General features: G+C 71.3%; 12 protein-coding genes. 11 read left to right on the top strand and 1 reads right to left on the bottom strand.

All coding sequences use genetic code 11. The features are described 5' to 3' along the window. The first annotated feature begins 256 nt into the window (after positions 1-256). The 11 genes from BMZ92_RS34970 (at position 257) to BMZ92_RS34920 (ending at position 13,814) form a co-directional block, all read left to right on the top strand. Positions 257-823: a TetR/AcrR family transcriptional regulator gene (locus BMZ92_RS34970; protein ID WP_091516723.1), complete on the top strand. Its 567-nt coding sequence runs from the start codon at positions 257-259 to the stop codon at positions 821-823. A 186-nt stretch (positions 824-1,009) separates the two neighbouring features. After that, positions 1,010-2,359, top strand: coding sequence for an MFS transporter (locus tag BMZ92_RS34965; protein WP_091516720.1), 1,350 nt, complete (start codon positions 1,010-1,012; stop codon positions 2,357-2,359). Next, the gene (locus BMZ92_RS34960) at positions 2,356-3,102 is read left to right on the top strand and encodes an alpha/beta fold hydrolase (protein WP_091516717.1); all 747 of its coding nucleotides are present in this window, start codon (positions 2,356-2,358) and stop codon (positions 3,100-3,102) included. Before BMZ92_RS34965 ends, BMZ92_RS34960 begins: the two co-directional genes overlap by 4 nt. Continuing rightward, a complete protein-coding gene (locus tag BMZ92_RS34955) occupies positions 3,099-4,676 on the top strand; it encodes an FAD-dependent monooxygenase (RefSeq protein ID WP_091516716.1) in 1,578 nt (525 codons plus the stop codon). Before BMZ92_RS34960 ends, BMZ92_RS34955 begins: the two co-directional genes overlap by 4 nt. 20 nt (positions 4,677-4,696) lie before the next feature. Then, entirely contained in the window at positions 4,697-6,799 is a 2,103-nt protein-coding gene (locus tag BMZ92_RS34950) for a hydantoinase/oxoprolinase family protein (RefSeq protein ID WP_091516714.1), read from the top strand. A 7-nt stretch (positions 6,800-6,806) separates the two neighbouring features. Further along, positions 6,807-9,104 (top strand): hydantoinase B/oxoprolinase family protein, encoded by a 2,298-nt coding sequence (locus BMZ92_RS34945; RefSeq protein ID WP_091516712.1) that lies wholly within the window; start codon positions 6,807-6,809, stop codon positions 9,102-9,104. A 157-nt stretch (positions 9,105-9,261) separates the two neighbouring features. Next, complete coding sequence (locus tag BMZ92_RS34940; protein WP_218153613.1) at positions 9,262-9,825, top strand: hypothetical protein; 564 nt, start codon at positions 9,262-9,264, stop codon at positions 9,823-9,825. Position 9,826: 1 nt separating this feature from the next. After that, positions 9,827-11,233: a dihydrolipoyl dehydrogenase family protein gene (locus BMZ92_RS34935; RefSeq protein ID WP_091516707.1), complete on the top strand. Its 1,407-nt coding sequence runs from the start codon at positions 9,827-9,829 to the stop codon at positions 11,231-11,233. Between the two features lie 78 nt (positions 11,234-11,311). Then, complete coding sequence (locus BMZ92_RS34930; protein WP_091516705.1) at positions 11,312-12,097, top strand: alpha/beta fold hydrolase; 786 nt, start codon at positions 11,312-11,314, stop codon at positions 12,095-12,097. 170 nt (positions 12,098-12,267) lie between these two features. Then, complete coding sequence (locus tag BMZ92_RS34925; RefSeq protein WP_218153612.1) at positions 12,268-13,449, top strand: MFS transporter; 1,182 nt, start codon at positions 12,268-12,270, stop codon at positions 13,447-13,449. Then, positions 13,446-13,814 (top strand): MarR family transcriptional regulator, encoded by a 369-nt coding sequence (locus BMZ92_RS34920; RefSeq protein ID WP_091516702.1) that lies wholly within the window; start codon positions 13,446-13,448, stop codon positions 13,812-13,814. The genes BMZ92_RS34925 and BMZ92_RS34920 overlap by 4 nt, the downstream gene beginning before the upstream one ends. 39 nt (positions 13,815-13,853) lie before the next feature. Here the strand turns inward: BMZ92_RS34920 and BMZ92_RS34915 are convergent, their stop codons facing one another. Next, a complete protein-coding gene (locus tag BMZ92_RS34915) occupies positions 13,854-14,276 on the bottom strand; it encodes a MarR family winged helix-turn-helix transcriptional regulator (RefSeq protein WP_091516700.1) in 423 nt (140 codons plus the stop codon). Between the last annotated feature and the right edge of the window lie 60 nt (positions 14,277-14,336).

Below are 14,336 nucleotides of genomic sequence, written 5' to 3'. Positions count from 1 at the left end.
GAACCATCACCGGCAGCAGGCATGAAAGCCATACCCGCTCCACCTGCATCCGCCGATCCTCGCGGACCGCGGACATCCCTGAAAGGTAGGGCGGCATGAGCTTCCCCGGAGGTGAGTGGTGAAGGTGAACAGAACGTTCTCTCGTGTATGTAGCGATCACTCTACCCAATCGCGGACGGAGTGCGCCGAATACGGCGGGATACCGACCGTTCTATCTGTTAAACTCGGCCCCATGGTGCGGAATGCTCGAGGCCAGGTGTCGGAAGCGCGGTCGAGGCTGCTCGCGACCGCCACCCGGATCTTCTACGCCGAGGGGCTGCACTCCGTCGGGATCGACCGGATCGTCGCGGAGGCCAAGGTCACCCGCGCCACGCTGTACCGGCACTTCCCGAGCAAGGACGACCTCGTCGTGGCGTACCTGCAGGGCGTTCACGAGATGGAGCGCGAAGGTCTCGGCAAGGCGCTCACCAGCGGCTTGCCGGCGGACGAGGTGCTGCGCGCCGTCGCCGGCTCGATCGCCGACGGCATCCGGTCGGCCCAGTTCCGCGGGTGCGCCTTCCTCAACGCGGTGGCCGAGTACCCGGATCCCGCGCACCCGGTCCACCGGGCCGTCCTGGACCACCGCGAGTGGTTCCTCCGCACCGTCACCGACTTGCTCGCGCAGGTCGGTGAGAACCCGCCGGAGCCCGCGGGGCGGCACTTCGTGATGCTGCGCGACGGCGCGATGGTGGCGGGGTGCCTGTCGGACCCGGCCGAGGTGTGCGAGACCTTCCTGCGGGAAGTCGACGAGCTCCTGCGGCACCGCCTCGATCCGGCCGGGTAGCCGGCGGCGGGCCGCCGCGGTGCGTGGGATCGGCTCGGTTCAAGGAATCGTCGCCGCGACGGCCACTGTGGATCGTTCCCGTTTCGAGTGCTGGTCAACCCGTCTCGCAGGTTGTAGAGTGAGCGCTACATACAGAGCTTCTCCGGGGGGAACGTCAACCGACCGCCGCAACGAAGCGAGGTTCCCTTGAACTTGCTCGAACAGGTGAAGAACTCACCGATGAGCCGCGCCCAGGTGAGGGCGGTCGCGCTCTGCCTCGTGATCAACCTGGTCGACGGGTTCGACCTGCTGGTCACCTCGTTCGTCGGCCCCGCGATCACCCGGCAGTGGGGCCTGTCGCCCTCGTCGGTCGGCGTGCTGCTCAGCGGCGGGCTGGCCGGCATGGCGGTCGGCGGGCTCTTCCTCGCCCCGCTCGGCGACCGCGTCGGCCGCCGCCGGCTCACCCTCGGCTGTCTCGCCCTGGCGTCGCTGGGCATGCTCGCCGCCGCCGCGACCCGGGACTTCGGCCAGCTGCTCGCCTGCCGGGTGGTGACGGGTGCGGCCGTGGGCGCGATGGCGGCCGGCCTGCCGGTGCTCACCTCCGAGTACGCGAACCACCGGCGCCGGGGGCTGGTCGTCGCGCTCATCACCACCGGGTACGGCCTGGGCTCGGTGATCGCCGGAATCGCGGCAAGCCTGCTGCTGGGCTCGTTCGGCTGGCGCTCGGTCTTCCTGTTCGGCGCGATCGTCACGGCGCTCCTCTTCGCGGTGGCGCTGCGTTTCCTGCCGGAGTCGATGGACTTCCTCGTCGCCCGCCGTCCCCGGCAGGCGCTGCGCAAGCTCAACCGGATCCTCGTCTCGATCGGCCGTACGCCGGTCGAGGAGCTGCCTGCGGCACCGTCGGCAGTGACAACGCGCAAGGTGGTTCTCGACTCGCTGTTCCGCGGGAGCAACGCCGTGCGGACCGTGCTGGTCTGGGTGGCGTTCGTCGTGGCGCAGCTGATGTTCTACTTCGCCAGCTCGTGGACGCCCAGCCTGCTGCTGAAGGCGGGGATGTCGAGCCGGCAGGGCATCAGCGGTGGTGTCCTCCTGAGCCTCGGCGGCGTGACGGGCGCGGTCCTGCTGGGACTGCTGGTGACCAGGTTCGGCCCGCGACGGCTGACCGCGGCCTACTTCGGCATCGGCGCCGTCGCCCTCATCGGGTTCTCGTTCTCGCTCGGGACGCTGGCGCTCGCCCTGGTCGTGGCGGTGCTCGTCGGGTTGTTCCTCAACGGGACCGTCACCGGGATCAACGTCATCGTGCCGAGCCTGTACCCCGCCGAAGCACGCGCGACCGCGCTCGGCATGGCGGTCGCCGTGAGCAGGCTCGGTGCAGTGCTCGCACCCCTGGTCGCCGGGTTCCTGCTGCAGGCGGGCTGGGCTCCGGCTTCGATGTTCCGCTTCTTCGCGATCCCCGGCGTCCTCGGTGCCGTCGCGACGCTCCTGCTCGCCCGGTTCGGCCGGGGCGTCAGCGCCACCGCGGACCGGCCGGTCGAAAGCGCGGTGACGGAGGCATGACCGAGCCTGCACTGGTGTTGCTGCACGGCGGCGGGCCCGGCGTGGACGCCGCGAGCAACTGGGCGAGCGTGCGGGCCGGGTTCGACCGCGAGTTCCGTTGTCTGGCCCCCGATCTGCTCGGGTTCGGCACGCGGATCGCCGGGACGGACGGTCTCAAGGGTCCCCGCGCGTGGGCGCTGGCCCGCGCCCGGCAGGTCCTCGACCTCCTCGACCACCACGGGCTGGACCGCGTGCACGTCGTCGGCAACTCCGCCGCAGGCGGGGCCGCGGCACTGGCACTGTTGTCCGTCGCGCCGGAAAGGATCGCGCGCGCCGTGGTCATGGGCGGGGCGGGCACCGGACCGCTGCCGACGGCGGTTCCCTTCTACGACAACCCGAGCCGAGAGTCCATGCGTGCCACCCTCGCTCGCCTCGTCGCGGACGAGGGCGTCCACAAAGGACTCCTCGACGAATTGACCGAACTCCGGTTCAGGCAAGCACTCCGTCCAGGCGCCGAGGCGGCGTTCCGGTCGATGTTCGCCGACGACGAGGGCGACCCGCCGGTCGACCTCGCGAAGATCGGCACGGCGGTGCTCGCGCTGCACGGCGAACGCGACCGGGTGTCGCCGGTCGCAGTCTCCGAGCGCCTGGTCGCGCACCTGCCCCACGGGCGCCTGCACGTGGTGGCGGGCGCCGGGCACTGGATCCACGTCGACCGGCCGAACGAGTTCACCAAGCTGGTAGGGGAGTTCCTGAGCGCATGACCGGAATCCTGATCGTCGGCGCCGGCCCGGCCGGCCTGACCCTCGCCCTCGACCTCGCGCAGCGCGGCGTGCCCTGCCACGTGGTGGAAGCGACCGGGCAACGGCCCGTGAACCCGCGGTGCAACACGACGTCCGCGCGCTCGATGGAGATCTTCCGGCGCCTCGGGCTGGCCGACGAGATCCGCCGGGCCGGGTTGCCCGCCGACCATCCGACGTCGATCCAGTACCGGACGACGCTGGACGGCGAGGAGATCTACCGGATCGACCTGCCGTCCGCGCAAGACGTTTTGGCGGGCAAGGGCAAGGAAAACTGGCCCACTCCGGAACCACAGCACCGGATCTCGCAGCTGTACCTCGAACCCATCCTGGAGAAGCACGCGCGCGAGCAGCCCGGGCTGACCCTCGACCGCGGCACCCGGCTGGTCGAACTCCGGCAGCACGACGACCACGTCGAGGCCGTCGTGGAGGGGGCCGGGCAACGGCGGACACTGCGGTGCGCGTACGTCGTCGGCTGCGACGGCGCGCACAGCACCGTCCGGCGGCAGCTGGGTATCCGGTACGAAGGCGTCGATGCGATCCAGCGGTTCGTGTCGACCTTCGTCCGCTCGCCCGAACTGGGCAGGCTGGCCGCGAAAGACCGGGCCTGGACGTACTGGACCTACGGCCGCCGGATCGCTTCGCTGATCGCCATCGACGGCGAGTCGTTGTGGCTCAACCACGTCGCCTTCGCCCCGGACCACGACACCGAAACGGAAGACCCCGAACAACTGCTGCGGGAGTCGGTGGGCAGGCCCGTCGAGCACGAGGTGCTCGGCGTGGTGCGCTGGACCGGCCGGCGGCTGGTCGCCCAGCGGTACCGCGCCGGCCGCGTGTTCCTCGCCGGGGACGCCGCGCACATCTGGATCCCCGTCGGCGGGTTCGGCATGAACGCGGGCATCCAGGACGCGGCGACGCTCGGCTGGATGCTGGCCGCCGTGCACCACGGGTGGGCTCCTCCGGAGTTGCTCGACGCGTACGAGCTGGAACGCAAGCCGGTCGGCGAGCAGTTCGCGACCGCCGTGGGCGCCCAGGCCCGGACCTCGTTCGCGGACGTCTCCCCGGACATCCACCTGCCCGGCCCCGAAGGCGAGCGGGCCCGCGCGGAGCTGGCCGCGCGCCTGGCGGAAACCGAGCCGCGGCGGTATTCCCCTGACGGCTTCAGCTTCGGCTACCACTACGCGGGCTCGCCCTTGGTGGTCGGCGGGGAAGACCACGCCGAGATCACCATGGGGGACTACCAGGACCGCGCGCGGCCGGGGTTCCGCCTGCCGCATGTCTGGCTCGACGACGGACGGCCGGTGTTCGACGTGCTCGGCCCCGGCTTCACCTTGCTGCGCACCGACCCTGGCGTCGCCGTGACGCCGTGGACGACGGTGGCCCGCGATCTCGGGATCCCGCTCACCGTCGTCGACCTGCCCGGCCGGTACCCCGCCCAGCTGCTGCTCGTCCGCCCGGACCAGCACATCGCCTGGATGGGCGGCGCCGACGCCCCGCCCGAGGAGCTCCTCACCACAGCCACTGCCCGCCGGCGGTAACGGACACCAGGAGAAACGCAATGCCATACGCACTGGGCATCGACGTCGGCGGCACGTTCACCGACGCGGTCGCCTCCGACGGCGCCGGGCGGATCGTGTCGGCCAAGACACCGACCACCCCGCCGAACCGCGAAGTCGGCGTCATGCGCGCGATCGACGACCTCGCCGCCGAGCTCGGCATCGGCGTCGGCGAACTGCTCGCGCAGACCGACTACATCGCCCACGGCACGACCGCCTCGATCAACGCACTGGTCCAGGGCCAGGTCGCCGACGTCGGGCTGATCGCCACCAAGGGCCACCGCGACGCGATCTACATCATGAACGCCGAAGGCCGCACGCTCGGCCGCTCCGCGCACGAAATCCAGGACACGCTGCGCCAGCGCAAACCCGCGCCGCTGATCCCGAAGTACCGGGCACTGGAGGTCACCGAGCGGATCGACCACGCGGGGAAGGTCCTGGTGCCCCTTGACGAGGACGAGGTCCGCCGCGTCGCACAGTCCCTTGTGGACCAAGGTGTCGAGGCGATAGCCGTCTGCCTGCTGTGGTCGTTCAAGAACGCCGTGCACGAGCAGCGCGTCCGCGAGCTCATCCACGAGATCGCGCCGGAGGTGTACGTGACGTTGTCCTCGGAGGTCAGCCCCCGCATCCGCGAATTCGCGCGCACCTCCACGACGATCATGAACGCGCAGATCGGCCCGAGGCTGCGCACCTACCTGCTGCCGCTGCGGAAGCACCTGGAGGAAGGCGGGCTCAAGGGGCCGCTGCTCGTCATGCAGAGCGAAGGCGGCACGATCACCGCCGACCGGGCCCCCGAGCACGCCATCACCACCGTGGGGTCCGTCCTGTCCGGCGGTGTCGTCGGCGGGATGCGCCTGGCCGGGCAGCTGGGCCACCGCAACGTCATCACCACCGACGTCGGCGGCACGACGTTCCTCGCGGGCCTCATCGTCGACGGCGAACCGGTGATGGCGCCCGGTTCGGTCGTCAACCAGTTCCCGATCAACGCGGCGACGATCCGCGTGCACACCATCGGTTCCGGCGGGGGCGCGATCGCGTCCGTGGACGAAGGCGGCAACCTGCGGCTGGGCCCGCAGAGCGCCGAAGCCGTGCCCGGCCCGGCCTGCTACGGCAACGGCGGGACGCGGCCGACGAACACCGACGCCAACCTCGTGCTCGGCATCCTCAGCGAGCGGGGCCTGCTCGGCGGCCGCAAGCCGCTGCGGATGGACCTCGCGCGGGAGGCGATCCGCGTGCACGTGGCGGAGCCGCTCGGGCTCACCGTCGAGGAAGCCGCCATCGCCATCCACGAGGTGCAGAACGCGCAGGCGGGCGATCTCCTGCGCCGGGCCGTCGTGCAGGCCGGTTACGACCCGCGTGACTTCGTCGTCTACGCGTTCGGGGGAGCGGGACCGGCGCACTGCGCCGGCTACTGCCAGGACCTCGGCGTGCGCGAGGTCGTCGTGCCGCTGGGGCCGGTCGCGTCGGCCTTCTCGGCGTACGGGCTCGCGGCTTCGGACGTCGCCTTGAGCGCGGAGCTGTCCGATCCGTCGTCGTTCCCCGTCGACCACACGGTGCTCGAGGCGCACTTCGCGCGGCTGGAGGCCGACCTGCAGCGCGCGCTGGAGGCGCAGAAGGTGAAGTTCCACGACGTCTCGCTGCACCGCGAGATCGACCTGCGGTACTCGATGCAGGTGACCGAACTCGCGACGGCCGTCCCGGACGCGAAGTTCACCGAGCGCACCGGCGAGGAGATCCTCGAACGCTTCGAGGAGCAGTACGAACGCATCAACGGCAGCGGTGCCGGCTACCGCGAAGCCGGCGTGCAGGCGATCACCTACCGCATGCGGGCCAAGGCGGGGCTCGGTTTCCCGGTCGTGCTGCCGGAAGTGCCGGAGGCCGACAGCGCCGACCCGCGCGAAGCCCTGCTCGGCGAACGCTCGGTCTGCCTCGACTCCCAGACCGGCTACGTGATGACGCCCGTCTACGACTACGCCCGGCTGCGGGCGGGCCACGAACTCGCCGGACCCGCGATCGTCGACGTCCCGACCACCGTGGTCGTGATCCCCGCCGGGGTCACCGGCCGCGTCGACCACCTCGGCAACCTCGTGCTGCGCTACCAGTGAGGACACCATGACTTCTCGAATCCCCGGCGCGGACGAGTTCACCAGCCGCCCGATGCCGCGCGAAGAACTGCTGCGGCAGATCTCGCCGTCCCTGCCGCTGCACCAGACCGGCGACGCCGACGTGGACGCGCTCACCTACGAGGTCGTCCGGCACCGGCTGTGGGCGATCACCCAGGAGATGGGGGAGACGCTGCGGCGCATGTCGGGCTCGCACGTCGTCACCGAGTCCAACGACTTCAACTTCTCCATCTGCGACGAGCTCGGCGAGCAGGTCCAGGTCGGCACGTACAACATCGGCCTGATCGGCTCGATGGACCTGGCGATCACCTGGACGCTGCGCCACCGCAGCGACAACCCCGGCATCGCCGAGGGGGACATGTTCCTGTGCAACGACCCGTGGATCGGCGGCGGGCTGCACCAGAACGACGCCGCGGTCCTCGCGCCGGTCTTCCACGACGGCAAGCTGTTCGGCTGGACCACCGCGATCGCCCACCAGGTCGACCTCGGCGGGCCGCGGCCGGGCTCGTTCAGCCCGTCCGCGCAGGACGTCTTCGGCGAGGCCGTCCCGACCCCGCCGATGAAGGTGGTGCGCGGCGGGGTGCTGCAGCGCGACGTCGCCGACGCGTGGGTCCGCCGGTCCCGGCTGCCGCACCTGGTGGGCCTCGACCTGCGCGCGAAGATCGCCGCCAACAAGAACGCGGCCGAGCAGATCCTCCGGCTGATCACCAAGTACGGCGCCGACACCGTGAAGTCGGTGATGCGGCGGATGATGGACGACGCCGAACGGCGGCTGCGCGCGAAGCTCGAGACCCTGCCGGACGGGACGTGGTCCGCGGTCGGCTACCAGGAGCAGTCGGGGACCGGCGACCGCGGCCTGCACGCCATCAAGGTCGCGATGACCAAGGAAGCCGGCAAGCTCGTCTTCGACTTCCGCGGCACCGCTGAGCAGACCGGCATCATCAACTGCCCCTACCCGGGGCTGCGGGCGGGGATCGTCTTCACGATGCTCCCGTTGCTGGCCGGGGACATCCCGTGGGCGGCGGGCGGGCTGATGCGCTGCTTCGAGATCGTCACCGACGAGGACACGATCACCAACGCGTCCTTCCCGGCCGCGGTGGGCAAGGGCCCGTTCGGCCCGGCCTGGGGGTCGGGCAACCTCGTCGCCGAGGTGCTGGCCAAGATGCTGGACGCCGAACCCGCCCACCGCACCGACGTGCAGTCCATCTGCAACGGCACCACGGACCTGTGCGTGGTGTCCGGTGTGGACACCCGCGGCGGGGGCAGCAAGGGTTTCGTGTCGCCGGTCTTCGACGTCATGGCGGGCGGCTACGGCGCGCAGGTGTACCACGACGGCGTCGACACCGGCGGCCGGTTGATCATCCCCTCGGCGCGGGCACCGGACGTCGAGATGACGGAGTACCTCTACCCCCTCGTGGCGTTGTGGCGGCGGGAGGAGACCGACTCCGGCGGCCCGGGGCGGCAGCGGGGCGGGATGAGCGGGTCGGTCTGCTACGTGCAGCACCCCGACCAGAAGGGGACCATGTCGCTGGTCGTGTCCGGTACCGGCAAGGTGGCCAACCAGAACGTCGGCCTGGCCGGCGGGTATCCCGGAAATTCCCAGCTCGATCTCGTCGTGCGCGGAACCCACCGGCCCCAGCTCGCCCAGGCGGCCACCATCCCCGCCGGCCTGGGCGAGCTGGGCGGGGAGATCGAGGTGCTGCCCTGCGAAGGCGAATCGCACCTCGGGCCGGGTGACGCGCTGTACCTGCACTGGCAGGCCGGTGGCGGGTACGGCGACCCGTTGCTCCGCTCGCCCGAAAGCGTGCGTGAGGACGTGCGGCAGGTTCGTGTGACGGTGGCCGCGGCCGCGGACGTCTACGGCGTCGTGCTTCGCGGCGGCGAAGTGGACGTGGCGGCGACCCAGGAGCGACGCGCGGAACTGCGGCGTCGCCGGGCTTCCGGCGCGGGGCTGACCGGGCTGACGCCCATCGGCACACCGGACCTGGGCGAGGTGCGGCGACTGGACGACAACCTCGCCGTACTGGCCGACGGGACGGTGGCGTGTGTCCACTGTGGAACGGAAATCGGGCCACTGGAAGGGGGCGCGTTCGTCGCCGGGCTCGCCCGCCGCGACGCGCCGCCCACCGAGGCGGGACCGCACATCTGGCACGACCCGCTCGAGTACGTCGACGCGGAAGTCGTGTTCCGCCAGTTGTTCTGCCCCGGCTGCCTGACCGCGGTCCATTCGCGGGTGGTACCCGTGGACCACCCGCTGCCCGCCGACGAATACCGGAGCTGGGCCTGAGCCGACCCGGCGGATCCCCGAGGTCCGCCGGGTTTCCCGGTGCGTAAGACATCGGAAAGAACGATCGGTCTTGACATTGCCTCGCGAGGCGGCCATGCTGAGGGAGATAGAACGTTCGGTCTTGTCGGGGAGGTTCCCCGCGGCCTTTGAAGGGATTCTGGTGACTTCAGTCGACTCGCCCGCCGTCGGTGGGTTCGCTCCGGCACTGCGCCGGTTGTACTTCGTGCGCTTCGCGTTCGCCATCGTGTGGGCGGTCCTGGTGTTCCTGACGACCAAATCCGGGCTGGGGCCGGCCGGGATCGTCCTGGTCGTCGTCTACCCGCTGTTCGACGTCGGTTCGGCCATTGTGGACGCCCGGTCGGCCAAGGGCTCCAAGTCGGTCCGCGGGCTGTACGTGAACATGGCGATCAGCCTGCTCGCCACCATCGGCATCGGTGTCGCCGCGGCTTCCGGTATCCCGGCCGTGCTGCGGGTGTGGGGTGCCTGGGCGATCGTGGCCGGGCTGGTCCAGCTGATCGTGGCGCTGGTCCGCCGCAGGATGGGCGGGCAGTGGCCGATGATCCTCAGCGGCGGCATCTCCGTGCTGGCCGGCGCCAACTTCATCCTCGGTGCCTCCGGGGCGAAGCCCTCGCTGACCAATGTGGCCGGTTACGCCGTCCTCGGCGGCATCTTCTTCCTCGTCTCGGCGATCCGGCTCGGCCGCGCCGCGAAGGGGAAGTGACATGACCACCTACGACGTCGTCGTCATCGGGGCCGGCCCGGTCGGGGAGAACGTGGCCGACCGGGTGGTGCAAGGCGGTCTGACCGCCGCGATCGTCGAGCGCGAGCTGGTCGGCGGCGAGTGCTCCTACTGGGCGTGCATGCCGACCAAGGCGCTGCTGCGCAGCGGGGCGGCGTTGCGCGCGGCCCGGCAGGTGCCCGGCGCGCGGGAGGCGGTGACGGGCGAGCTCGACGTCGCCGCCGTGCTCCGCAGGCGCGACGAGTTCGCCTCGAACTGGAACGACGAAGGCCAGGTGTCCTGGCTCGACTCGGTCGGTATCCCGTTGCACCGCGGGCACGGCCGGATCGCGGGCGACCGGGTCGTCGAGGTCACCGCCGCCGACGGCACCACCACGACACTGACCGCGCGTCACGCGGTCGTCGTGGCCACCGGCAGCGGCGCGCTGGTCCCGGACATCGAGGGCCTCCGCGACGCGAAGCCGTGGACGAGCCGCGAAACCGTTGCGGCGAAGGAGGTTCCGGCCCGGTTGGCGATCATCGGCGGCGGTGTCGTGGCCTCGGAGATGGCGACCGCGTTCAGCGAGCTGGGGTCTTCGGTGACGATGCTGGCCCGTGACGGCGTGTTACACCTCAACGAGCCGTTCGTCGGCGAGCTGGTCGCGTCTTCCTTGCGGGAAAAGGGAGTTTCGGTGCGCGTCGGCGCCGAGGCCGCGTCCGTCAAGCGCAACGACGACGGCACGGTGGCGATCACGCTCACCTACGGCGAACACGTCGAAGCCGACGAGCTGCTCGTCGCGATCGGCCGCACACCCAACACCCAGGACCTCGGTCTGGAGACCATCGGCCTGACGCCGGGTGCCTGGCTCACGGTCGACGACACCCTGCGGGTCAACGACTGGCTCTACGCGGCCGGTGACGTGAACCGGCGGGTTTTGCTGACGCACCAAGGCAAATACCAGGCTCGCGCGGTGGGTGACGCGATCGTGGCCCGCGCCAAGGGGGAACCCGTCGACGACGCGCCGTGGGGCCGCCACGCGGCCACCGCCGACGAGCGCGCGGTGCCGCAGGTCGTGTTCACCGACCCCGAAATCGCCGCCGTAGGACTGACCGCCGCCAAGGCCGAGGCCGCCGGGCTGCGCATCCGGGTCGTGGACTACGACCTGGCCGCCACGGCCGGGTCCTCGCTGCACGCCGAGGGCTACCGGGGACACGCCCGGATGGTCGTCGACGAGGACCGCAAGGTGGTCGTCGGCGTGACTCTGGTAGGTCCGGATGTCGCGGAAATGCTCCACGCGGCCACGATCGCGGTGGCCGGTGAGGTCCCGATCGATCGGCTCTGGCACGCGGTCCCGGCGTTCCCGACGGTCAGCGAGGTGTGGCTGCGGCTGCTCGAAGCCTACGGCCGCTGACCCCGTCCCACCGGTCTTCCGGCCCCGCCGCCACCCGGCGGGGCGGAACCCCGGCACGTCTTCTGGAAAGGACTTCCCATGCGTTTCCGCATTTCCCGCCTCGCCGCCGGCGGTGTCGCGGTGCTCGCCCTGCTCGCCGGCACCGTGTCGGCCACGGCTTCGGCCACCGGTGGCTCACCGGGCGCCCCGAAGCCGACCGTCGTGCTCGTCCACGGCGCGTGGGCGGACTCCTCGAGCTGGAACCCCGTGATCGAACGGCTGCGCCGCGACGGCTACCCGGTGCGCGCCATCGCCGACCCGCTCCAGGGCCTGACCAGCGACACCGCGTACGTCACGAGCTACCTGGCCACCATCGGCGGTCCGAAGGTGCTGGTCGGTCACTCCTACGGCGGCGCGGTCATCACCAACGCCGCCACGGCCGTGCCCGACGTGAAGGCCCTCGTCTACGTCGCCGGGTTCATCCCGGTGCAGGGGGAGACCATCGGCGACCTCGCCGCGAAGTCCGCGACCCCGCTGCCGCTGATCACCACCCCGGTGCCCGGTGGCGCCGAGGTCACCATCGACCCGGCGCAGTTCCGCACGGCCTTCGCCGGTGACCTCGACCCGACCCTCGCCGCCGACCTCGCCACCACCCAGCGGCCCGCCAACACCCGTGCCGTCACCGATCCCAGTGCCACCGAAGGTTTCCGCACGATCCCGTCGTGGGCCCTGCTGACCCGCCAGGACCGCGCCATCAGCCCGGACCTGCAGCGCTTCATGGACGCCCGCGCCGGTGCCCGGATCACCGAGGTGGACGCTTCCCACGCGGTCATGCTCAGCCGCCCGGACGTGGTCACCAGGCTCGTCGAGCAAGCCGCACGGTGACCCGATGACCCGCAGGCAGATCCTGCAGGCGCTGTCCGGCCTGTACCTCGGGATCTTCGTGGCGATCCTGTCGTCGACCGTCGTGACCAACGCGTTGCCGACGATCGTCGCCGACCTGCACGAAGAAGCTGCTCATCCAGGCGGCCCTGACCGTCTTCACGGTCGGCTCGGTGCTGTCGGGCCTGTCCGCCGACGCGGGCCTGCTGATCGCGGCGCGCGTGGTGCAGGGGATCGGCGCGGGCGGGCTGATGGCGCTGATCCAGGTGATCATCGCGACGATGATCCCGCCGCGGGAGCTCGGCCGGTACTCCGGCTACTTCGGCGCGGTGTTCGCGGTCGGGACCAGTGCCGGGCCTCTGATCGGTGGGCTTATCGTCGACACGGGCTGGCTCGGCTGGCGCTGGTGCTTCTTCGTCGGCGTGCCGTTCGCCGTCGTCGCACTGGTCGTGCTGCAGAAGACGTTGAAGCTGCCGGTCGTCAAGGGCTCGGTGAAGATCAACTGGGCCGGTTCCGCGTTGCTGACGGCGGCCGCGTCGCTCCTGCTGATCTGGGTGACGCTCGCCGGCGACCGCTACGCCTGGCTGTCCTGGCAGACCGCGGCCCTGCTCGCCGGGACGCTGGTGCTGGCACTGGCGTTCGTCGCGGTCGAACGGCGGGCCGCGGCCCCGGTGCTGCCGCTGTGGTTGTTCCGCACCCGGACGGTCGTGCTGGCGATCATCGCGGGCCTCGCGGTCGGTGTCGCCCTCTACGCCGCGGCGACCTACGTCAGCCAGTACTTCCAGCTGGCCGAAGGCAGGTCGCCCACGATGGCCGGCATCCTCGCCCTGCCGCAGATCCTCGGCCTCGCGCTCGCCTCCAGCGTCGCCGGGCGGATCATCTCGGCCACCGGGAGGTGGAAGCCGTTCCTGGTCGCCGGGGCCGTCCTCATCACCGGCGGGCTGACCCTGCTCGGCTTCACCGAGCGGGACACCCCGTACTGGCGGCTGGCGCTCGCGATGGGCCTGCTCGGCCTGGGGCTGGGCGTCATGCTGCAGAACCTGGTGCTCGCCGTGCAGAACCAGGTGCGCCCGGGCCAGCTGGGCGCGGCGACGTCCTCGGTCTCGTTCTTCCGGACCCTCGGGGGCACGATCGGGGTCTCCGCGCTCGGGGCGGTGCTGGCCGCCGACGTCGGGCAGAGGGTCATGGCGGGGCTGGGTGTGCCTGCCGGTGGGTCACTGTCCCGGCCGGCCGGGCTGCCCGCGCCGGTCCGGGCCGTGGTCGAGGACGCCTACGGGCAGGCGACCGGCACGATCTTCCGGTACGCGGTGCCGCTGCGCACCACCAACGCCGTGACCGCGGACGGCCCGCGATGACGCTGGACGAGGGAACGATCGCGGACCTCGAACGCGAGTTCGCCGTCTTCGTCCGCCAGGACCGGGCCGCGTCGGGACGTCCGCGCCGCGACGTGCGCCGCGAGCTCACCGACGCCGCGTACCGGCTGCTGGCCCACCTGGCCGAGCAGGGCCCGTGCCGGGTCACCGCGCTGGCGTGCCACGCCGGCGTCACCCTGCCGACCGTCTCGCGGCAGCTCCACGAGGTCCGGGCCGCGCGGACCGGGCGGCTGGCCGAGCTCCTCGCGTCGTGGACGGCATCCGACGTCCGCACCTTCGCCACGCTGCTGGCGAGGTTCAACGACGGCGCCACCCGGCCGTCCCGCCGGTGCGGCGGACCTGAGTGAGGAGAACGTCCACTGTGGACGATGAGTGGTAGGTCGTCGCTAAGCCGTCGGGTCGGGGCCGAGGACGCGATCCAGGAGCTCGCCCAGCTGGTCGAGCTCAGCGGCGGACAGGTTCTGGAACGAGGACTCGGCGATGGCGTCCACGAGTTCCTGCCCTTCCGCGCGCAGGCGCGCCCCCTTGTCGGTGAGCCGGTGCCGTACCGCCCGGCCGGGGCCGGGAACCCGTTCGATCAGACCGCGCTCGGCCATCCGGGTGGCCAGCGAACCGAAGGACTGGTCGGTCTGGAAGGTCAGCACCGCCAGGTCGTGGAGCGAGGCGTCCGGCCGGCGGTGCAGGTGCCGCAGCGTGTCCCACTGCACGAGGGAAAGGTCCAGCGGCGCCAGCGCGCGGCTGAGCGCGCGGTGGTGGCGGTACTGCAGGCGCTTGACGGCCAGCGCGACATCACCGGGGCGGTACTTCATGCCACGCATCCTAACCGACTGGAATAAGGTTGCTTATCTAAGGAACCTTATATAAGGTTC

The sequence above is a fragment of the Amycolatopsis sacchari genome (assembly GCF_900114035.1).
Taxonomy (GTDB): Bacteria; Actinomycetota; Actinomycetes; order Mycobacteriales; family Pseudonocardiaceae; genus Amycolatopsis_E; species Amycolatopsis_E sacchari.
The sequence above is the reverse complement of the archived record's forward strand: the minus strand, read 5'-3'. Positions and strand labels throughout refer to the sequence as shown.

Excerpts from the sequence above, each read along its gene's own strand:
- BMZ92_RS34960 (WP_091516717.1), top strand. The coding sequence starts at position 2,356 with ATGACCGAGCCTGCACTGGTGTTGCTGCACGGCGGCGGGCCCGGCGTG.
- BMZ92_RS34955 (WP_091516716.1), top strand. The coding sequence starts at position 3,099 with ATGACCGGAATCCTGATCGTCGGCGCCGGCCCGGCCGGCCTGACCCTC.
- BMZ92_RS34950 (WP_091516714.1), top strand. The coding sequence starts at position 4,697 with ATGCCATACGCACTGGGCATCGACGTCGGCGGCACGTTCACCGACGCG.
- BMZ92_RS34945 (WP_091516712.1), top strand. The coding sequence starts at position 6,807 with ATGACTTCTCGAATCCCCGGCGCGGACGAGTTCACCAGCCGCCCGATG.
- BMZ92_RS34935 (WP_091516707.1), top strand. The coding sequence starts at position 9,827 with ATGACCACCTACGACGTCGTCGTCATCGGGGCCGGCCCGGTCGGGGAG.
- BMZ92_RS34930 (WP_091516705.1), top strand. The coding sequence starts at position 11,312 with ATGCGTTTCCGCATTTCCCGCCTCGCCGCCGGCGGTGTCGCGGTGCTC.
- BMZ92_RS34920 (WP_091516702.1), top strand. The coding sequence starts at position 13,446 with ATGACGCTGGACGAGGGAACGATCGCGGACCTCGAACGCGAGTTCGCC.
- BMZ92_RS34915 (WP_091516700.1), bottom strand. The coding sequence starts at position 14,276 with ATGAAGTACCGCCCCGGTGATGTCGCGCTGGCCGTCAAGCGCCTGCAG.